The sequence below is a fragment of the Candidatus Limnocylindrales bacterium genome, assembly GCA_035626395.1.
Lineage (GTDB): Bacteria > Desulfobacterota > Binatia > UBA1149 > CAITLU01 > DASPNH01.
In genome coordinates this window covers 575,317-596,368 of the sequence record DASPNR010000031.1, presented here as the reverse complement: position 1 = coordinate 596,368, position 21,052 = coordinate 575,317, and the positions used below count along the sequence as shown (strand labels likewise).

Genomic DNA, 21,052 nt, shown 5'->3' with positions numbered 1-21,052 from the left:
CAATGATCGCGCGTACCCATGTCATTGTAGCGCTTGCCGTCTCGCTGGTTGGCCTGCTCTACTTCACGAGCTTTGCCGACTACGGCTTCAACCGCGAAGACGAGGGCACGCTGCTGATGCAGTTCTGGCGCTGGTCGCGCGGCGAGGTGCCCTACCTCGACTTCCACTTCGGCTACACGCCCGGCGTCCACACGATCCACCAGATGCTGATGCGGTGGTTCGGACCCTCGGTCATGCCCGGCCGCTACCTGCTGGCCGCCGTCAACGCAGGCGCGCTGACCACGCTGTTCCTGGTCACGGTGACGCTGACGCGGTCGTGGAAGTGGGCGCTGATGGCGCCGCTTCTCTACCTTGCGTCGATGCCGGTGTTCCCCGGCGACTTCGCCTCCTTCAACATCCCGTACCCTGTCTGGTACAACGTCCTGCTCTTCGGGCTGAGCGCCGTCCTGCTGTTTCCGCTGCGGCGCACGCCGACGCTGCCGCTGCTGATCGCGCACGGCGCGCTGGCCGGCCTCGGCTTCACGTTCAAGCCCAACGTCGGATTGTTCCAGCTCGCCGCCGCCGCGCTGGTGGCGCTGGCAGCCCATGGCCGGCCGCGCGGGTTCTGGGAGTCCCTGCTGTGGTGGGCGTGGTGGCTGGCGGTGCAGCTCGGGCTGCTGTTCGTCTTCGCCTCGGCTCCCACGGGCGGTGAGATCTTCGCCTTCGTCGGCCCCGTCACCGCCTGCGCGCTGGCGATCGCGCGCGACGCCTATCGACACAACCCGCGCCGCGACATACCCGCTTTGCTCGGCAGCGGCCTTGCGCTCGGCGCCGGCTTTCTGCTGGTGGGGACGCCGTGGCTGGTGTGGGCATATTCGATCCTGGGCGCCGAGTGGTTCACGCGCCGGGCCTTGTTCCTCGGCACCGGGTTCGAGTCCTTCTACTACCTCGGCGGCCCGCCCATCCGGCTCGACGTGCTGGCCGTCATCGGCAGCGGTCTCGTCTGGTTCGCGCCTGCCTGGCTGCGGGCGCGCGGATGGCATCCGTGGAAGATCGTCGTCGGCGCGGTCGCCGCGGTTGCCGTGCTCTTTGCCGCGGTGGTCGCGACGCGGCCGATGCCGTCGGGCTTCTACGCCTCGCTGATGGTGAACCTGGAGCCGCGCGCCTTTGCCGCTGCCACGTTCGTGCAGTGGCTGGCGATCTTCGCCTGGCTTGCGCGGCGGCGTGAGCCGGGCGACCGCACCCTCGGCGTCGAGGTGCTGGGGCCCGCGATCCTTGCCGGCATCCTGCTCTATCTGCAGATCTTCCCGCGCACCGACTTCATGCATTGGGTCACAGCGATGCCGCTGCTGTTCCCGCTGGTCGTGTGGGGCCTTCAGGCCGTCACCATCCGCTGGTCCGCCGCCAGCGGCGCCACGGCGCGGCGAGCCGTCGGCGTGGCGGTGTCGCTGCCGGTGCTGGCCATTGCCCTCATTCGTGTCGGACATTTCCTCGATGCGCGCTGGGACCTGCGCGGCGCCATCCCGGTGCGCACGCCGGAGACGCGGCTTGCCGTGCCGCACGCGCCCTTCTCCATCAACGCCGGCCATGCCGGACGCTTTCGCGAGCTTGAGCGCGTCGTCGAGCTGATCGATGCGCAGACGGGCACCAGGGACGCCGTCTTTACGTTTCCCGCACTCGATTTCGTTTCGTTCCTGGCGCTGCGCAGCCCTGGCAACCGGCATGGCTACTACTTTCCCGGCTGGCCCGGTCACGATGCCGAAGTGGAGGTGCTGACCGCGCTCGAGCGCGAGCCGCCGCGCCTGGTGGTGACCCTGCGCGAGCATCAGCTCTTCTTCGCCGACGCGCATGCGTATTACTTCTTCTTCGCGGACTTCGTCGAGAGAAACTATGCGCCCCTGGTCACCATCGGCCGCTACTCGATTCTGGCGCGCAAGGACCTGGCGCTGGCGCCGATTGAGGACTGGCCGACGCCCGCTGCCGTCGCCGATGCGCTCGGCACAGGACGAATGGCGGACCTGCAGTCGCAGCTGGAATCCGAATCACGAAACGACCGCCTTCGCGCCGTGGCCGCGATGTCGGAGTTGGAAATCGCCGGCGACTTCGAGCTGCTGCGTTCCGCGCTGAGCGATGAGGATCCGGAGGTACGCTCGGCCGCGGTCAAGGCGGCGGACCGATCGCGTGCGCCCGCCGTGCGAGATGCGCTGATCGCCGGCGTGATCGCGGGCGCATTCGAATCCGCCGATGCCGTGCGCGCGCTACGGACGGCCGGGCTTTCGTGCGACTCGGCGTGCATCGGGACCGTCGTTCCCCTGCTGGAAGCCGACGACGACGCGGTCGCGGGCGCCGCCCGCAACCTGCTGCTCGGTCTGGGCTCGCGAAAGTGGCGCAGCTCGTTCTGGTGGCATGCCGGCCGTGACGGCGACGGCGAAGCGATTCAGGGTGAAGTCGCCGCGAAGCTGCGCGAAGTCATGGCCGAGCCCGATTCCGATCCGCTGCTGCGCGAGCTGGCCTTTGCGCATGCCGCCGAGCTCGGCGTAGGCGGTTGTCCGCGCTCGCTGCGCGTGTGGTCGACGATGCGCCCCCGCTGGCTGGGACTCGATCGCACGGCCGTTCTGGCGTTGCTGCACCTGGCCCGCCATCGCTGCTCGGGCAATCGCCTCGATGCTGCGGCGAGGTGGTTCACGATTGATTCGGTGCTGGCGCCGCGGGTGGCGCTCATGGAGGCACGCAGGAACCCGGAGGCAGCCGATGCGATATTGGCACGTCATGCAGCCGCCGGGTTTGCGCGGGCCAGCGCCACGGCGATGTGGCTGTGCAGCATCGTCGGCGGCAGCGAGTGCCTGAGCGCTGCACGTCAGCGGCTGGAGCCCAACGCGAGCGAAGAGGAACGCGTGGCCGCCGCATGGGCGTGGTCGCAGCTGGCTGCCGACGAGGCGGACATCGAGGAACTGCAGGCGATGGTGAAGAACGATGCCTCGCCGCAGGTTCGGGAGACGGCGGGGTATGGGGTGGTGCGGTGGGGGCGGGTAAGGTGATCTCGCGTTTCGCATTGTCGAGTACTGGGTTCCTTGTGGGCTGCGTCGCTGTGGTCTGGCTGATCGTTTCCAGCCTCGACAGGTACGCAGTCCCCTACACGTACACGGCGTTGGATATGGCCACCACCATGGCCGAACGCATTAGCTTTGTCGCAGCACTTCCTCCGCCGCCAGACACTCAGCGCGTAATAATGCTCGGGGACTCCACAGTCATTCAGGCAGCAGGGGGACGTGCCCTGCCCGAACAACTTCACGAAGAACTCCTGCGCCTTCGGCCGCAAGCCGTTGAGGTCCAGCACCTTGCAGATTTCGGCATTTCCGCATTCGAGTATTACGCGTTCGCGGAAAAGCTCACACGGACTCATCCAGGAGTCGTGGTCCTCGCTTTCAACCCAAGAGCTTTCTTTGACGGCTGGCGGTCGCAATGGTCACGGAAGGAAGCATACGGTTGGATTGAGGCGACGAGGTTGCCAGAAGTCATCTCTAAGCCATTGCACTGGTTCGGCATGACCCTGGACCAGCTTCTGTTCTACAAGCTCGCGGTGGCTACAGGCTGCAATCGGCTTTGGCGTATGATGCGCGCCGAACAGGTCCGCACGGGCGACGGCCTCGAACGATTCAGAAAGTGGGCACAAACGCAGGCGCCACAATGGCTTGGAGGTAGAGGAACAGCTCTACCAATCCCAGCTGCGGGATTCACCGACAATACAAATACTCGCCTCAATAAGGAGGCGCTGACTGAGCGGTACATTGACCCGCTGCGCCACATTTCCGCCGATCATCCCGTATTCGAGCTCTTCGGCTCATTCCTACGGATTTTACGCGCAGACGGCATACCCGTAGTTGCTTACATCGTGCCCGTCGACGTCGAACACATGCGACGAATGGGCGTCGAGGACCTTCATCTACTCGAACGTGCTGGTTCTCTGGCCTGCACGATCGTTCGTGACCACGGCAGCGCTTGCCTGGACCTCCACGATGCGCTGCCGGACGCAGCATTCAGTGATGCGTTCGGCCACTATCACGCAGGACCAGATATGAATGGCATAGGACTCATTGCACGAAGGCTTGCTCCCGAGGTCTCACGCGCATTGGACCAGAGGGTCGAAGCGCTTGCCGGCCATCCGTGAACGTCGCTGTCGACAGTGGGCTCAGCCCCCTGGGCCTGCCGCACGTTGCCGGGTGAGCGCGTATCGGTTCACGCGCCGAGCAGGTAGGACCGCAGGCGAACTGGGATCAGCCTCTGCGCAACGGCCACACCCGCACAAGTGACGAGGGTGGCAACCGTGGCCACCACCACTACTCTGCTCATCGGAGGCCACGCAGCGAGCTCGGTTCGTAGGAAGATCGAGATCGGCTCGTGATAGAGAAATATCGGTAGGGTCGCTGACGAGAGCCATTGAACCGGACGTGGCGCCTCCGGTCGAAGCCACGCGACGCCAAGCCATGCCACACCGACCGCGTACGCGACACGGGAAGTGTGCCGCAGAGTAATTCCGTGCTCACCTGACCACGTATGCGGTACGATGAGCCACGGTAGGCACATCAGCACCGCGAGCACGGCCCACTCCGGACGTGCCTGCATCCAAATTTCGGCCGAAAAGATTCTCGCCGACCAGCCAATGAGGAAGCACGCCAACCATCCTTGCCCAATCGGGTCGCGGATGGCCCACGTCCACCAGAACATCGGCCACACGAAATATCGTATGGCAGTCGCAACCAGGACGACGGCAAGAACAACCACCGTCGCGCGAGGCGAAAGCCGAGACCAAACCCAACCCGACAGCACGCATACGACCCATACCGGAATGTAGTAGTACGGGCCAAGCGCACTGCCGAGCACAAGATTCCAGGCGAAAGCGTCCCATCGCGCGTACCCGAGGGCCGTCATGACGGTGCTCGCGATAACATATGGAGGAATGACTCTGCCGATGCGCCGTGCCAGGGACGACCACGATAGCGGCTGACGCGAAGCACTCAGCCAGCCCGCGACCAGTAGAAACACGGGGACATGGAAGCTGACAAGGTTGTTTATGCTGCGGTCGACGGCGGTGAAGGTGGGCTGGAACGCGGTCGGCATGCTATGCGTAATGACGACGGCAATGATTGCGGCAGCTTTGAGCCAGTCCGCCGACCCTGATCGCACACGGCCCGTCCTCGGCCGTTGTTCTGCACTCCCCATGTTCCTAGCCACGAGCCCGATCAGCCAGCATACATTCCGTCATATGAACCGCCAATCGCCCATCCACGAACAAAGCTGCTGCCTGCATCAACGCCGTAAGGCAGTTCCGCCAGTCTGTGACTGTCCGCACCCCAGAACAACCGGCGTTTGTGTCAGCGGATGCTCGCAATCACCCTCGGCCGGCCCGGCGGCGATGCAAGCCACCTTCTTGACGTAGCTCTCGTCGCATATCATCTCGGCGGCACCAGTTCGTTCTATCGGTTGATGGGGAGATGCAGTCGCAAGCTCACGCCTGCCTTCCGGCACTATCCGCACATATCGTCCGCACCTGACACCTGCGAAACCATGCTCTTCAACAGCCTTCCCTTCCTCCTGTTCTTCACCGTCGTCTTCCTGGCTTACTGGCTGTTGCCGGCGGGCTTGCGGCAGGGCCTTCTCCTCGTCGCCAGTCTCTTCTTCTACTGCATGTGGATCCCGCAGTACGTCCTGCTTCTGCTCGCGATCCTGGCGGTAAACTATGTCCTGCTGCTCGGCATCCTGCGTTCGAGCCGACCGCGTCTCTACTTGGTGACCTCCATTATCGTCAGCCTCGCTACATTGGGATACTTCAAGTACGCGGGATTCGCTGTCGAATCGTTTAATGTGATGCGGGAGTTGACCGGCGCCGCGCCCGCTCGGGTGCCGGATGTTCTACTTCCTCTCGGCATCTCCTTCTTTACCTTTCAGATCATCGGTCTTGCCGTAGACGCTTACCGCAACCGAGGCGTCGTTGCCGCCACATTCTCCGAATACGTCCTGTTCATCTCGTTCTTTCCTCATCAGATCGCTGGCCCAATCCTTCGTGGCTGGAACCTGCTGCCACAGTTCCGATCCGCCACGACGCTGACAGCCGAGAGGGCGCACCGGGCAGTTTGGTTGATCTGCGGCGGCCTCATCAAGAAAGTAGTTTTTGGGGACGCGCTGCTGGCGGAGTATGTCGATCGGGTTTTCGGCTCTCCCGGCTATGCCAGCGGTGCCGAGCACTTGCTGGCCATCTACTCTTTTGCCTTCCAGATCTATTTCGATTTCTCCGGCTACACCGACATCGCGCGCGGGCTGGCCCTCCTGTTAGGCTTCGAGCTTCCGTTGAATTTTCGCGAACCGTACCTGTCACGAAATCCCAGCGAATTTTGGCGACGCTGGCATATCACACTGTCGGAGTGGCTACGCGACTACCTCTACATTCCACTAGGCGGCAACCGGACCAGCCGCGGACGCGCGTATGCCAACCTACTGATGACGATGGTGCTCGGCGGCATCTGGCATGGCGCCGGATGGAACTTTCTGATCTGGGGAGCAATTCACGGAATGCTCCTGGTCATACACCGCGCCGTTTCGCATGGCCACACCACCGTCGTCGACAAAGTACATCTGCGCGACGTCCCAAAAATCGTCCTCCTGTTTCACGCCGTATGTATAGCGTGGGTCTTCTTTCGTGCGGCAACCTTCGGCGACGCAGTTCGCATCCTTGAAACCGTGATCACTGGGCCATACGTTGGATACTCTGCCGTTTTTCAGCTCGCCGTCGTCACGCTTAGCGCAGCGCTCCACCCGGTGGAACGTTACGTTCGCACACATCGAACGCTGCTCCGCCAAAGGCTTGCACCAGCTCCCCTGGCGTTCGCAGAAAGTGTGATGATTGGTGCTATGCTGGGCTTGGTGGCCGTCTTCGCGGGATTCGGCGGCTCCTTCATCTACTTCCAGTTCTGAAGAACGACGACTAGTCGAGGTACCCAAGCGCGCGCAACTTATCGAGCTGTCGCGGATCCATGGTCGGCTCGTCCGGATTCTTCGGTGAAGCAGTGGCTCGAATGGCTTCGGCGTGCGCAGCTGCACAGTCCGCTTCGTAGTGTGTGAGCAGACGTTCGAGGTCGGCCACTTCCTGCTGTCGTTGCGCGTAGAGATTGCCCCATTCCAGCGGATCCTCAAAGAGGTCGTAGTACTCGAAACGGAAACCCTCGTTCGTTTTGTACCGAGCGAGCTTCCGATCGCCAAGTCGAACTGCGAAGGCCGGACGTACGAAGTCAATGGGCTCGAATGACACGTTCTTCGTGGCAGCGCCCCAGGACTCCGTGAAATACGGTCGTGGCTCGAGGTGTTGTGGGCCGTCCGCGAGGATGGGCACCAGGCTCCTTCCCTGCACACCGGCTGGCACCGTCAGCCGCAGCAGTTCCAGAATCGTCGGCGCTAGGTCTGCATGTCCGACGGGATCTACGATGCGACGCTTCTTGCCGATACCCTTGCCCCAGAACATCAGAGGCACCCGGCTTACCTCTTCGAACAGATGTGCGCCATGCCCGATCCAGCCATGTTCGCCGAACTCTTCACCATGATCGGAAACCACGATGACAACAGTGTTCTCATCGAGATCGTGGTTCCGGAGCGTGGCGAAAAGTCGCTTGAGCTCATCGTCGGCGTAACGAATTTCCTGGTCGTACGCGCGATGCTCCAAGAGATGCCGCGGCGAATTCGCGGTCACCTCGTGGCCGTACACCGTCGGAAACAGTGCGGCATACTCTTGCGGGGGCGTGAATGGATCGTGGACCTGGAACGTGTGGATGAACAAGAAGAAATGACGGTTGGCGTTGCGGCCAAGCCAGGCGATCGCCTTGTCGAGTGTCCGATCGATCTGGCCGGTCGGCTGCATGATGTCGGGGCTCTTGTTCTCGACGTACGTTCCAAACCCGCGACCGAAGCCGTGCTGCACAGCCAGCCATCCATCTTCGGTGACGGCGGCGGTCGCGAGACCGGCCGCGCGTATGATTTCTGTGATTGTCGGGATCTGGGTGGGAAGAACCTCGACGCCAGTGGTCACGCCGTTGACCGATGGTTGGCGGCCGGTGAACATCGTCATGTGAGACGGGCTGGTGGAGGTCGCGGCGGCTACGGCATGCTCGAAAATGGTTCCATTTTCGCCGAAGGTATCATCAAGAAACGGAGTGGTCTGGTGCGCGTAACCGTACGGCTTCAGATGGCGGGCGGAGAGCGTGTCGAGCGAAATCAGAACTACGTTGGGCGGAGGATCCTCTCGACGGTCCGCCCGAGCGTAGACGACAGGATCGCCCCACACTGGCATGATTGGAGCGTCTGCCGCTGCGGCCGCCTCCGTCTGGAAAATGAAGCGCACATTTTTGTCGGCCATCGCTTCGAGGTCGACGATACGATCCGCCCATTCAGCTGATGCTGCCGCTTGCGGATCGACAATTTCATCAAAAACGGTGCTGCAGTTTGTCTGTTCGCAGGCGTCGATCGAGAACCGTACCGGCGGCGCCGCCTTCGAAGAACCGCGGGCCAAGCCGAACGAGAACTCGAGCGAAGCGCCCTTTGGCACAATCATCGCCTCCGTTTCGTGAGCCATTCCACGGTCGCACTGCACAGCATGCGCAGCCACATGGACGCCAATAGGAGCTTTTTCCGGCACGGATGGCGGAAGCCCGATCACGACCTCGACGCGCACGCCACTCGCATCGCGCTGCACATCCGCCAGCCGCGACGGCAGTTCATGCCATACGCCCTCATGCTTGAATGATGGCTCGAGCAGCAGCGTCGCAGCCGTCTCCAATGGCGCAGAAACCTCCGGCATGTACGATAGGCGCCGCGAGGCCTTGATTGGCTCGAAATAGAGCAGTGGCGCGGTTGCAGGTGCCCACAGTACTAAACGCACGTCGTCTGCAATGGTGGCAGTGGCATTCGCAGTGGGCGAGAGTGTATCTCCTGTAGCCGTGCAGGAGGTGGTGACGCTCGCATCCTCAACGAATCGACGCACCGGCTGAACTGATTCGCGTGCTTGACAGCCGAAAGCGACTACCATGGCGAGCATTGACAAAGTTTGGAGGCGTATCGAAGACTTCGCCATGCATTGCTTTAGCTACAGCCGATGGGCGACGTCAAGCATACGGTTGTCGTGATTCCCCCGCGCCAACGGTTCGCACGTCGTCCGTTGTAGTCGGTATCCGCCATCACGCACAATGGCGGAATGTCGGCACCGCTGCTCTGCGTGCTGTTTCTCTGGCTGGCGGCGGTGCTCGCCGTCGGCCCGTCCGGCAACTTCCCCCTCAGCGATGACTGGGCCTACGCGCACGCCGCTCGCTCGATCTGCCAGGACGGTCCTCTCGACCTGCTGCCCTGGACGGGTGCAAGCCTGCTATTTCAGGCCGGGTATGGAGCGCTGCTGTGCCAGCTGTTCGGTCCTTCCTACGAAATCTTTCGCGCTTCGACGCTGCTGCTGGGCGCGGCTGGCATGGCATTGGTCTTCGCGGCCGCGCGTCGCGCAGGCGCTTCGGCAGCCGCGGCGGCGCTGGCCGCCGCCGTCGTCGGCAGCTGCCCCGTCTATCTCAATCTGTCCTTCACGTTCATGACAGACGTCCCGTTTGCCGTCTTCGCCCTTCTGGCGGCGTGGGCCTACATCCGAGGTCTCGAGCACCAAGCGACGACGCAGCTGCTGCTGGGCGCAGCGGCGGCGTCGGCGTCGCTCTTGATCCGGCAGCACGGGATCTTCGTCGCAGCGGCAGCGAGCGCCGCGGCCCTGCTGATTCCCGCGCAGCCGATGTCGCAGCGTCTGCGGCTGGCCATCTGTGCAGGCATGCTGCCTGCGGTCACGCTTGGCGCCTATGTCGGCTGGATCGCCACCGGCCATGGCCCTCTGGCCGTGCAGAACAAGATCTCCGAGGCCACCGGCGTCTCGCTGCTCGAAATCGGGGACGCGAAGTTCCGCGCCCTGGTGACGCTAGGCTTCTTCCTGCTCCCGTGGACGGTGATGCTGCGGCCGCGCGACCGGCTCGAGCGCATCATCGTCGCTACCAGCGTCGTAGTCCTGGGCCTTCTCGCCCTGTTCCTGTACCTGCGCGACGGCTCGTTGATGTTCTACCTTACCAACGTGGCCTACGACCTCGGCGTCGGCTCCGTCACGCTGCGCGATGCTTTCTTCCTCGCGCTCGATCGTCTGCCCCGCGTCGGTCCATTGCTCGGCGTGCCGCTGACGCTGGTCTCCATCGTGTCCGCCGCGCTCCTGCTCGGCCGCTTGGCGGCCACAGTCCGACATGTCCGTGAGCCGGTGCCAGCCTTCCTCCTTTTTGCATTCGCGCTGACGTTCGCCGGCTCGCTGCTGCAGTCGGCCTACTACTTCGATCGCTACCTGGTTCCCATCGTCCCACTGGCATTGCTGGCCACATTGGCCGCCGGCTCGGTCGCACGAGTCAGCGCGACGGCAGTGGCGTGCACGGCGGCGATGGCCGCCTTCTCCGTCGCCGGCACGCACGACTGGATGGAGTGGAACCGCGCGCGCTGGAAACTGCTGACAGCGCTCGAGCAGCGCGGCGTGCCGCCCACGCAGATCGATGGCGGCATGGAATACAACGCCGAGCGACTGGCCGCTCGCCTGCGCACGGCGCCGAGCGATGCGCAGGCGAGGCCCGGACAGCCATCCTCGGTCAAGAGCTGGTGGTGGGTCGTCGATGATCGCTACGTCGTCGCGTTCGGGCCGCTCGACGGTTATCGCCAGATCGACGCGCGATCCTATCGGCGCTGGCTGCCACCGGGGCGAGGGCACGTGCTGCTGCTGGAGCGTGAGAGTGTCACCGGTCATCGCCATCCGTAGCAACGACCGCGCTATCGCCACGGAGTCTGAGGCCGCGTTGCGGAAACGGCGCGCATGCGGCCGCCAAACAACGGCAAGGGCGATGGCACCGCAAGCATCGCCCGCCCTCGACTCTCCCTCCCGCCCCTGAAACCATCGCCCCGTGCAACGCGAGCAGATCGAGGAGATGTACGCGGTCGAATCCACGCATTGGTGGTTTTCGGGCAAGCGTCTGCTCATGCGGCGCCTGCTCGGCGAGCGGCTGCACCGGCCCGGACTTCGGCTGCTGGATGTCGGCTGCGGCGCCGGCGCCAACGCGGCCGAGCTCGCGCGCTACGGCAGCGTCGTTGCGTGCGACCGCAGCCTGGATGCGCTCGGCTTCGTGCGCTCGCGCGGCATCGCTTCGGTGGTCGCCGCCAGCGCGCCCGAGCTGCCCTTTGCCGGCGGCAGTTTCGACGTGGTGACCGCCTACGACGTCCTCGAGCACGTCGACGACGACGCGCGCTTTCTCTCCGAGCTGGCACGCGTGCTGCGAAGCGGCGGCGCGCTGGCCCTTCACGTGCCTGCCTGGCCCTTCCTGTGGAGCAGCCACGACGTGGCGCTCGAGCACAAGCGGCGCTACACCCGCGCCGGCCTGCGCCGCCTTCTCGAGCGCAGTGGCCTGCGGCTCGACTACCTTGGCTGGGCAAGCTGCGCGATCTTCGCGCCGGCGGCCGCAGTTCGCCTTCTCAGGCGCGCCGTCGGTGGCGACGAAGGCGCCGGCGCCGACCTTGGCGTGGTGCCGGCGCCCATCAACGGACTGCTTCGCGGCATCTACCGCCTCGAAGCGTCCATCGCCGCCCGCACGGGGCTGCCCTTTGGCGTATCGCTGGCGGCGGTGCTTTCGCGGCCGTAACGGAAGAGATTTGCCGCGGCTTCTGTCATCATGCGCGCTTGCGCCTGGCCTTCCCCGAAATGCAATCGTTCGCAGCGTTCTGGTGCTGCTGATGTCGTCGCTGCGCGTCGCCGTGGCCGTCGCCGTCGTCCTCGCCTGCTGCGGGGCAGCCCTGGCGCAGACCCGCTTTCGCACGATGAACCAGAGCACCACCGATGGGCGCGAGAAGACCAGCATCGTGCAGCACGTGCTGGTGACTGGCCCCGCCGACGAGGCGACGATCCGGGAGGAGATGCTCGATCGCCTCGATCGGGCGCGCGCACGCACCGGCTTTCTCTACCGCGACGCCGCCAGTGAGATCCTCATCCACATTTACGTGACCGAGACCGAGGCGCATGCGGCCGACGGGCGCTGGGTTGCCCGGCTCGTCTACGATGCGGCGCTGGGAGAGGAACCGGCAATCAGCTTCGACCAGGAGCGGCTGCGTACGCGAGCGGCACGGACCTCTCCCGCCACTTCCTCGGAGGCCGCGCGCTAGACGATGCGCTGGCTGCTCACGCGCGGGCGCTTCCCGTTTCTGGCGCTGCTCGCCGCAGTAGTGGCGTTCTTCGGCTTCCACGCCGCGCGCGTCGGCATCGAGAAGGACAACCAGTCGCTGAACACGCGCAACCCCGAGCAGCTCGCCGCCTACGAGCGCTTCCGCCAGCTTTTCGGCAGCGACGAAGATCTTCTGCTGGCCGTGCACGACCCGGCGCTCCTCGAGCCGGAGGGGCTTTTGCGCCTCGACGAGATCACCACCCACGTTGGCACCCTGGCCGGCGTGCGACGCGTGTTCAGCCTGACCAATGCCAAGCAGCTCGTCAGCGGCGACATCGGCGCCGTCGAGGCCCCGCTGATCCCGCGTCCGCTCGATGCGCCGTCGGTGCGGGAGCAGGCGCATGCGTCGCTGCAACGAAACCCCGATTTCACCGGCTGGCTGATCTCGGGCGACCGCCGCACCGCCGGCATCATCCTCGAGATCGAGGACCGTCCCGGCGACGACGAGTACCGCAGCCGGCTGATCGCCGAGCTCCGCTCCCTGATGAACGAGCGCACGCGCGACGGCGTCACGATGCATTTGACCGGCATCGCCGTGCAGAAGCACGACGTGGCGGTTTACGTCGACCGCGACCGTCGCATCCTCATGCCCGTCGCGGTCGTCCTGCTGGGAACGATGCTGGCGCTGTTCTTCCGCAACGTGCTCGGCGTGGTGCTGCCGCTGGCGGTGACGGGCATCAGCGTGGGCATCACGCTCGGCATCTACGGCCTGGCCGGCCTGCAGCTCAATGCCATCACGGCCCTGCTGCCGCCCGTCATCATGGTTCTGTCGGTGGCGGTCAGCATGCACCTGGTGCAGGCATGGCTGCGAACGCCGGCGTCGCTTTCGCCGCTGGAGCGTACGATGGCGGCGGTACGGCGCATGGGCTTCCCCTGCTTCTTCTGCTCGATCACCACGGCGCTCGGGCTCGGCTCCCTGCTGGTGGCGGAATTGCCGGCGGTGCGGCAGTTCGGATTGTTCGCGGCCATCGGCGTGCTGCTGTCGTTCGTCGTCGGCATCACGCTGGTGCCGGTGGGACTGACGTTCCTCCCCGCGCAGGCGCAGCACGTGGAGGTGCCACAGCATCCGCTGCTGCGCCGCTTCCTCCAGTGGACGGCGGAGATCACCGCGCAGCGCACGCGCCTGGTGCTGTCCGTGTTCGCGATCATCACGGTCGTTTCGCTGCTCGGCCTTCCGCTCATGCGGGTCAACACCGACCTCGTGCGCTTTCTCCAGGAAGACGCGCCGCTGCACCGCGACACGCTCTTCATCGACGAGCACCTGACCGGCGCCAGCATCCTCGACTTCATGATCCGGCGCCGCGACGGACAGCCGATGAACTCGCTGCAGGACGTCGCGCGCCTGGAGCGCTTCGAGGCGGCGGCCAAGGCCAAGGAACCGGTGACCGGCACGACCAGTGTCCTGGCGGCGCTGCGCCAGCTTCATCGCGCCGAGAACAGGAGCGAAGGGCTCACCCTTCCGCAGGACGAGCGCGACACCCGTTACCTGTTCGATCTTCTGGAAGCGGCCGAGGATCGCTCGCTGCTGGACAAGCTGATCACCCGCGACCTGCGCCACGTGCGCGTCAGCGTGCGCATGCATGCGGTGGGGACGGCGGTGTCGGCGCCGCTGGCCGACGAGATCACCGAGGAGGGCCGTGCGATCTTCGGCGAGCAGTACGAGCTGACGCCGACCGGGGCCTTCTACACGATCTCGCAGGACTCCAATCGCCTCGTCCTCGACCTGGTGCGCAGCTTCGTCACCGGCTGCGCCGCCGTTTTCGTCGCCATCGCGCTGCTGTTCGGGTCGCTGGAGCTGACGTTGATTTCGCTGGCGCCCAACATCATGCCGCTGTTCTGGACCGGCGGCATGATGGGCTTCTTCGGCATCGATCTCAGCACCGGCACGGCCATGATCGCCTCGGCCGTGATCGGCCTGGTCGTCGACGATACGATCCACTACCTGGCCGAATACCGCGACGAGTATCGCGGCGATGCGGTGGAGGCGGTGCGGCGCACGACGACCGGGATCGGCAGCGCGCTGGTGGTCAACAATCTCTTTCTCGTGTTCGGTTTCTGGGTCGGTTGCTTCGGCAGCTTCAAGCCGACCGTCTACTTCTCGCTGCTGACGGGGTTGACGATGATCACCGCCATGCTCTGCGACGTATTCGTCACGCCGGCCTCGCTGATCGCCACGGATCGGAGGAAGCGGCGGTGAGGGGTGTTCGCGGGCTTCGGCTGGTCGTGCTGCTGGTGGCCGTCGGTGCAGCGCGCGCTGCCGGTGCGAGCGACGTGGCGGTGCCGCCGCACATCGCGCCTCTGCTGGATGCCGCCGGCGAGCGGATCCTCCAGCGCGTCGTCGTGCCCGATCCGGCGCGCAAGGTCGGTGAGGTCCGCGTGGTGCGGCGCGGCGATACGGACGTCGTCGCCACTGCGCTGAACACCAAGCTCATGCGGCGCGTGGTGGCCGAGGTCCGCCAGAAGGAGCAGCCGAACTGGCCGCCGGGACAGCCGGGGCACGAGGACTCGCTGCGCTACCTGGCGGCGCTCGAGGCGGCGCAACAGGAGCTGTGGGCCGAGGTGCCGCAGCTCGACCGCAACGCCGACCAGCGCCAGAAGCTGCTGATCGAGTTCATCCTGTCCAAAGATGCGGCGGCGGTGGTGCTGTCGGAGTTCAAGCTCGAAGACGGCGGCGACGACATGAACATCGCCTCGCGCCGCCCCATCGCGATCCTGGAGCCGTCGCGCGACTACGTCCGCCGCAACATGCGCCTGATCATCGAAGACAACTTCAAGAACAGGCCGGACGTGGTCAAGCTGCTCCCCCTGGTTGCCGACTGATTGCGGTCAGATCCAGCGGCGGCGCTGAAACAGGAGGACGAGCGCCGTCGGCAGCGTGACCATCGAGATCATGGCGCCGAGGAGGAAGCGGTCGTCGTCGAAGGGCATGTGCGTGAAGTTCATGCCGAAGAAGCCGGTGACGAAGTTCAGGGGCAGGAAGATCGTCGAGATCACCGTCAGCCGCTGGACGACCTGGCTCTGCCTGCGCTCGCTGACCGCCAGCTCCACCTCCATCACGCTCTGCGCCAGCTCGCGCAGCGATTCGATGGTCTCGTATTCGCGCTGCAGGTGATCGGAGACATCCCGGAAGTACAGCAGCGTGCGCTCGTTGACCAGCGCGTGCTCGCGCCTGGCCAGAGACGTCAGCACGTCGCGCTGCGGCGCCAGCGCACGGCGAAAGCGCACGAGCGCGCGGCGCACGCTGACGATGCGCTCGATCTCTCCGTGGTTGCCGTTGCTCGTCACCGCTTCGCTGAGGCGCTCGAGGCGGTCCTCGAACCTGGTCAGCACCGGCACGTGCGAGTCCACCAGATGGTCGAGCACGCGATACAGCTCGCCGTCGGCGCCGGCGGGCTGGCGCACGCGGCCGCGCAGGAAGCCTGCCCAGGCCTGCTCGATCGGCTCGACGCCCTCGCGGTCGCATACGGTGACGAGCCAGTTGCGGCCGAGCACGCAGTGCACCTCGTCCGGCTTGATCGTCGCTTCGATGGTGCGGAACCAGTGCACGACCAGGAACAGGTAGCCGGGAAACTCCTCGAGCTTGGCTCGCTGGTTGCGGTGGCGCAGGTCCTCGACCGTCAGCGGATGCAGCCCGAAGCTCTTCTCGAGCAGCGCGAACTCTTCCGTGCTGCACGCGCTCGCGTCCACCCACACCACCTGCGACGCATCTTCGGCTGCGATGGCCGCCGCGGCGGCTTCCGCGAAGGGAACCGGCAGCGCCGGCGCGCCGGCGCTGCGCGAGATGGCCGCGCGTATCATCCGACGCGCCCCGCCTCCCCTTCCGGCTTGCGCGCCAGCGCCATCACCTTGGCCCCCATGCCGAAGACGTTGCCGGTCTGCAGCACCACTTCCATCGGTATGCGCATCCACAGCGGCAGCCGATAGCGGCCGAGATAGACGTTGCCGCTGCGCACGCCGACGATCTCGAAGCCCGCCCGCTCGAGGATCCGCCGCAGCGTGCGCGGCTGGAAGTAGTAGACGTGCGGCGGCACGTAGAGGCGGTCCTGGAAGAAGCGCGCGCCGGGCAGGCCCAGGCGGATGTACTCGTCCAGGATCATCGTCATCAGACAGTGCTGATTGGGCACGGCCACGTACAGCACGCCGCCCGGCCGCAGCAGCTCGTAGGCCCGCGTAAGGGAAGCCAGCGGATCGATGGTGTGCTCGAGCATGTCGAGCATCGTCACGGCATCGAAGGACCCGGGCTCCCAGGCATACGTGTTGAAGTCGCCGACGGTCAGCCGGATGCCGAACTCCTCCCGCGCCTTGACGGCGCTCTCGTCGCAGATGTCGATCCCGTGCGGCTCCCAGCCGAACTCCTTCTGCGCGAGGTACAGGAAGATCCCGGTGCCGGGCCCGACGTCGAGCAGCTTGCCGGGCGTGCGGTGCAGCCCCATCCACAGCAGGCCGTTGCGAAAGGCACCGATGACCGGGTCGTCCTGGAAGTCGCGGTGGCAGTTGCGGAAGAAATCGGCGACCTCCGGCAAAAGCTCGCCTTCGTAGGCCAGCCGCTCCATTTCGGCCTTCTCCTGCGCGTTGGGCATCGGGTCGACGAAGACGAGCCCGCACACCTGACACTCGACGACGCGCCGGTAGCCCTGGTCGTGGAACAGACGCTGGATGCGGCTGCCGCAAAGGTTGCACGGCAAGCGCTCGCCCGGCCCGCTCACTGGACGTCTCCGCGCTGCTCGGCCGCCGGCACCGAAGCGACCTTGGGACCGGAGCGCACCGCCTTGAGCAGCCGCCATTCGTCCGCGCCGAAAACTCCGAGCACCGCGGCCGCGGCCACGTACACCAGGATCGACAGCACGAGCAGAGGCGTGGCCGACAGCCCGCTGAGCTTGCCCGCAATGACGGCGATGGCGACGGCGGCAAAGGCGCGCAGCGCCGGCACCAGGGCAGCCCGTACGTACTGTCGAGTCGAAGGAATCACGGCCAGCGACAATTGCGAGGCCGCGCTGGTGGCCAGCATGGCCGCAGCCGCACCGATAGCGCCGTGGCTGCGGATCAGCAACACGCTCAGCACCAGGTTGACCGCGGCAAAGGCCAGCGTGTTGCGCGACAGCACGCGCTCGCCGTGCGTAGCCACCAGCACGTTGAGGATCACCGTGCCGGTGGCGCTCAGCAGCGCCATGAACGCCAGCAGCGACAGGATCGGACCGGCCTCCACGAACTCGGACCCGAAGAGCAGGCTCATGATGCCGCGGCCGGCGACCGCGCACGCCACCACCGGCAGCCCGGTGATGGCCACCAGATAGCGGCTCGAGCGCGCGGCCGTGCGCAGCAGCGCAGGCGACTCGCGGCTGTGCAGGTCGGCCATCATCGGGTAGACGCTGATCATCAGCGCTTCGGGCAGCAGCGTGAACGCCTCGGTCACCCGCGATGCCGCTCCGAGAAGCCCCACGTCGACCGGCCCGCGCATCGACATCAGCAGGATCTGCCCCGCGCGCAGGCTCAGCGTCATCGCGAAAGCGTTGACCATCAGCGGCCAGACGCCCGCGGCGATGGCGCGCCAGCGCGCCGGGTCGAAGCTCAAACCCGGCCGCACGCGGCCTCGCATGCTGGCGGCGATGATCAGGAACGTCAGCAGGTTGGCCACCGACATGGACGCGAAAATCGCCACCAGCCCCGCCCCGCTCCACACCGCCACCACAACGCCGCCCGCCAGCAGCGTCGCGCGCAGCGCCGCCTGCAGGAACAGCGTGCCGATCTCGAGCCGCGAGCGCTGCCAGGCGCGATAGGCCCCGCCGAGCGCGGTGGGAAGGTTGAGCGCCGCCACCGCCATCAGCACCGGCGGCGTCTGATCCCCCGACGCTGGGCCGACGAAGGCCACGGCGACCACGGCCGACACCAGCGACATCATGAGCTTGAGCGCCAGGCCGGCGCGCAGCAGCTCGTCGCGGTCGTCGGGCTGCTGGCTCATCATGCGTACCAGCACGGTGTCGATGCTGTAGTCGGAGATGATCTGGAAGAACGCGAGGTAGGCGATGATGAAGGCGTAGACGCCGAACGCCGCCGGCTCGAGCACGCGCGCCAGGTAGAGCAGGATGAGGACGGGAAGGACCTTGTCCACCGCCTGCGTCAGCAGGCCGTACCACACCCGCTGAGCCACGTTGCGCGCTGCATGCGGCGGCGAGCTGGTCGCGGTCGTGCCGGTCATGAGGTTCTACGTGCCTCGCCCGCCGCGCTCGACGCCGGCAGGCGCTGCGCGCGTGCCCGGCAGGGCCGAGCGCGGCGGCGGATGAACGATTGGCCGTCGGGCAAGCCCGGGATTTGTGATGGAGACGATGGCGCTTGCAAACGGGTGCGCGCGCGGGTCGCCGTGCTCGAGCAGGTCGCGTGCGCGGTCGGCGTGCGGCTCCAGGAAGGGACGCAACGAAGCCGCACGGAAGTCGCCCGCCCAGCGGTGCCGTGCGGCGGTGAAGACGCGCTCGACCACGTCCATCGCTCCGACGGCCTCGCTGCGCAGCCGCTCGTCGCCGCTGAAGTAGCCGGCCAGCAGCCAGCCGGCGGCCCGCATGTCGCCGCCGTCGCGCAGCGCGCGCAGAAACAGGATCGCCTTCGCGCGCTCGGCGGGGAGCTGCGCCTCGCGTGCGTCGGCCGCCTTCAATCCGGCGCACCAGCGCCGCGCGGCCTGCCGCCGCGGCGCCACCTCCGGCTCGATCATCGCGGCCGAGGGGCCCGTGGGTATCCACTCCTCGACCGCCCCGCGCGCAACGTCGTTTCGCGCCAGCACGTCGAAGCGGCCGAAGCGCGCGGCCAGCGCGTAGTTGCGGCGCGCGAAGTCCTCCGCGTCGGCGAAATACTGCGCCGAGCCGATGAAGAAGGTCCAGCCGTCGTTGAGCGTGACGATGTAGCGCGGCGGAGCCTCGCGAATGGTTGCGAGCATCGCGGCTTCGTCGTGGCGATCGGGCCGGCCCGGATACCAGTAGTCGTGCGGCACCGGGCTGTGCAGCGATGCGCCGTACAGCGCGCCGGCAACGGCCGGGAACTGCACGGCGGTCTCGCCCGGCTGCGTATGCGCGGCGACGTAGTCGACCGTCCTGCCGAACGCGACGAGGTCGTCGGAGGCCCCTGCCTCCACCCATATCGCGATGCGGTCGGTCTGCACCGCCCATTGCCGCGCATCGGCGCCGGTGGCGACCTTGGCCAGCGGCTCCAGGTTCAGACCGAAGCGGATCATGAGCACGCCCATGACCGCGGCGACCACGCCGGTGCGCAGCAGCGCGGGAGCGATGCTGGCGGGGCGCTCGTCGGCCGGCTCGAACCAGTCGATGACGCGCGCCAGCAGCGCCACCGCCACCACCAGCGTCAGCGGCACCGAGTTGATCAGATGCATGAAGTCGGAGCGCGGGAAGAGCTGCACGTACATCGCCACCGCCAGCGGCACCAGTGCGGCCAGCGCCCGCTCCGGCGCACGCGCGCGCGGCCGAGCCAGACGCAGCGCCAGCAGCGTAATGCCGCCGATGTTGGCCAGCGGCGAAAGCCAGAACGACGCGTTTTCGAGCTGCCATGCCACGCTGCGGCGAAAACCTTCGGGCGCGACCGCAAACTGCGTCGCCGCCAGCGCCGTGGCCGCGAGCGCGGCGATTGCCGCCGCGGCGACGTACCGCACCGGAAGATGGCCGCGCGCGAGCAGGCGGCTGGTGACGGCAGCGCCGATGGCGGCGAGCGTCGTGACCACGGCGTAGGTCTGTGGCGTGGGGTGATCGACGTAGTAGAGGCCGGCCGCTCCCGACCCGATCAGCAGCACCTCGCGCGCGAAGCCCTCGATGCCGAGCCGCGCCAGCGCCGGCACCGCCCATACGGCCGTGCAGGGGACAAAGCCTGCCGCCAGCCACAGCAGCGCCGCCGTGGCGCCGCCGTGCAGCGTCGTCGTCAAACTGGCGCGCCCGATCGTCAGCACCACCATCGTCACCGCCAGGCACGGCAGCACGTGCACGATCGCGTCGACCGTCGCGACGACCAGTCCCAGCGAAAACCACACGCCGGCAAGCATGCCGATGCCGGCGACCGACATCGCGACGCGGTCGATCATCCGCCGATCGTTGGCGAACAGGCACACGGCCCAAACGCATGCGGCCAGCGCGAAGGCGCCGGCATTGATCTTGTTGGCGAACGCGAAGCTGGCGGCGGCGCCCGCAATCAGGAGGCGCAGACTGCCGCCACGGGCGGCCCATCCGGTCATGCACAGCGCGGTCGCGATCCATGCAGCCGTGGCCGGCCACACCGGATACGGCACGTTGAAGCTGGCGAAGTCACCCGGCCGCACCGGCAGGAACGCCGTCCACACCAGCGGCGCGATGACCGCCAGGAACGGCCCCACCACGCGCGCCGCGATCACGTACAGGCCGCAGGCGGTGGCCGCGTTGAGCATTGCCAGCGCCGTGCGCATCGCAGCCAGATCGAAGGCGACCGCGTCCAGGATCCGCCCGAACGTCGCGAAGAAACCGGGTGTGTAGCCCGTGTGGAAGTCGAAGTAGGGGCGCTGGCCGGAGACCCAGCGCGCAAGCTGGAAGTAGAGCGTGCCCTCATCTTCGACCTGAAAACCGTAGCTTCGGTAGAGAAGGAAATAGATGGCTGCGGCGGCGAACACCGACGCCGCCGCAATCGGCGTGAGCCACGGCGGCGGCGTGGGCGTGATCGCGGCGCGGTGCTCATGCGGTCGCGGCCGCCCGGGCGTCGACGCCGGTTCGCGCTCGCGCGACGACGGCGGCGTTGCCGTCACCGCC

Annotated in this window: 14 protein-coding genes; 8 read left to right on the top strand and 6 right to left on the bottom strand. The window is 66.4% G+C overall.

The features are described from left to right. Positions 1 to 2 precede the first annotated feature (2 nt). Together VEC57_14095 and VEC57_14090 are read left to right on the top strand one after the other, a co-directional pair. Entirely contained in the window at positions 3 to 3,017 is a 3,015-nt protein-coding gene (locus VEC57_14095) for a HEAT repeat domain-containing protein (protein ID HYC00263.1), read from the top strand. A 116-nt stretch (positions 3,018 to 3,133) separates the two neighbouring features. Next, complete coding sequence (locus VEC57_14090; GenBank protein ID HYC00262.1) at positions 3,134 to 4,147, top strand: hypothetical protein; 1,014 nt, start codon at positions 3,134 to 3,136, stop codon at positions 4,145 to 4,147. A gap of 68 nt (positions 4,148 to 4,215) precedes the next feature. Here VEC57_14090 and VEC57_14085 read toward each other — a convergent pair whose 3' ends face one another. After that, positions 4,216 to 5,199, bottom strand: a complete 984-nt coding sequence (locus VEC57_14085) for an acyltransferase (protein ID HYC00261.1) — start codon at positions 5,197 to 5,199, stop codon at positions 4,216 to 4,218. A gap of 159 nt (positions 5,200 to 5,358) precedes the next feature. Here VEC57_14085 and VEC57_14080 point away from each other — a divergent pair, with 159 nt between their 5' ends. Then, positions 5,359 to 6,948 (top strand): MBOAT family O-acyltransferase, encoded by a 1,590-nt coding sequence (locus tag VEC57_14080; protein HYC00260.1) that lies wholly within the window; start codon positions 5,359 to 5,361, stop codon positions 6,946 to 6,948. A gap of 10 nt (positions 6,949 to 6,958) precedes the next feature. Here VEC57_14080 and VEC57_14075 read toward each other — a convergent pair whose 3' ends face one another. Then, a complete protein-coding gene (locus VEC57_14075; GenBank protein HYC00259.1) occupies positions 6,959 to 9,058 on the bottom strand; it encodes a sulfatase in 2,100 nt (699 codons plus the stop codon). Between the two features lie 156 nt (positions 9,059 to 9,214). On the opposite strand from VEC57_14075, the gene VEC57_14070 reads away from it, so the two are divergent. The 5 genes from VEC57_14070 (at position 9,215) to VEC57_14050 (ending at position 15,104) form a co-directional block, all read left to right on the top strand. Beyond that, positions 9,215 to 10,834 (top strand): glycosyltransferase family 39 protein, encoded by a 1,620-nt coding sequence (locus VEC57_14070; protein HYC00258.1) that lies wholly within the window; start codon positions 9,215 to 9,217, stop codon positions 10,832 to 10,834. Positions 10,835 to 10,976: 142 nt separating this feature from the next. Next, a complete protein-coding gene (locus tag VEC57_14065; GenBank protein HYC00257.1) occupies positions 10,977 to 11,708 on the top strand; it encodes a class I SAM-dependent methyltransferase in 732 nt (243 codons plus the stop codon). An 82-nt stretch (positions 11,709 to 11,790) separates the two neighbouring features. Continuing rightward, complete coding sequence (locus tag VEC57_14060) at positions 11,791 to 12,225, top strand: hypothetical protein (protein ID HYC00256.1); 435 nt, start codon at positions 11,791 to 11,793, stop codon at positions 12,223 to 12,225. Positions 12,226 to 12,228: 3 nt separating this feature from the next. Beyond that, positions 12,229 to 14,481, top strand: a complete 2,253-nt coding sequence (locus VEC57_14055; GenBank protein ID HYC00255.1) for an MMPL family transporter — start codon at positions 12,229 to 12,231, stop codon at positions 14,479 to 14,481. Continuing rightward, a complete protein-coding gene (locus VEC57_14050; GenBank protein HYC00254.1) occupies positions 14,478 to 15,104 on the top strand; it encodes a hypothetical protein in 627 nt (208 codons plus the stop codon). The genes VEC57_14055 and VEC57_14050 overlap by 4 nt, the downstream gene beginning before the upstream one ends. Positions 15,105 to 15,110: 6 nt before the next feature. On the opposite strand, the gene VEC57_14045 is transcribed toward VEC57_14050, so the two are convergent. From VEC57_14045 to VEC57_14030, 4 genes are read right to left on the bottom strand one after another with little or no spacing between them, the layout of a single operon-like run. After that, positions 15,111 to 16,082, bottom strand: coding sequence for a magnesium transporter CorA family protein (locus VEC57_14045; protein ID HYC00253.1), 972 nt, complete (start codon positions 16,080 to 16,082; stop codon positions 15,111 to 15,113). After that, complete coding sequence (locus VEC57_14040; protein HYC00252.1) at positions 16,079 to 16,990, bottom strand: class I SAM-dependent methyltransferase; 912 nt, start codon at positions 16,988 to 16,990, stop codon at positions 16,079 to 16,081. Before VEC57_14040 ends, VEC57_14045 begins: the two co-directional genes overlap by 4 nt. After that, the gene (locus VEC57_14035; GenBank protein HYC00251.1) at positions 16,987 to 18,480 is read right to left on the bottom strand and encodes a flippase; all 1,494 of its coding nucleotides are present in this window, start codon (positions 18,478 to 18,480) and stop codon (positions 16,987 to 16,989) included. The genes VEC57_14040 and VEC57_14035 overlap by 4 nt, the downstream gene beginning before the upstream one ends. Before the next feature lie 6 nt (positions 18,481 to 18,486). Continuing rightward, entirely contained in the window at positions 18,487 to 21,048 is a 2,562-nt protein-coding gene (locus VEC57_14030; protein HYC00250.1) for a hypothetical protein, read from the bottom strand. Between the last annotated feature and the right edge of the window lie 4 nt (positions 21,049 to 21,052).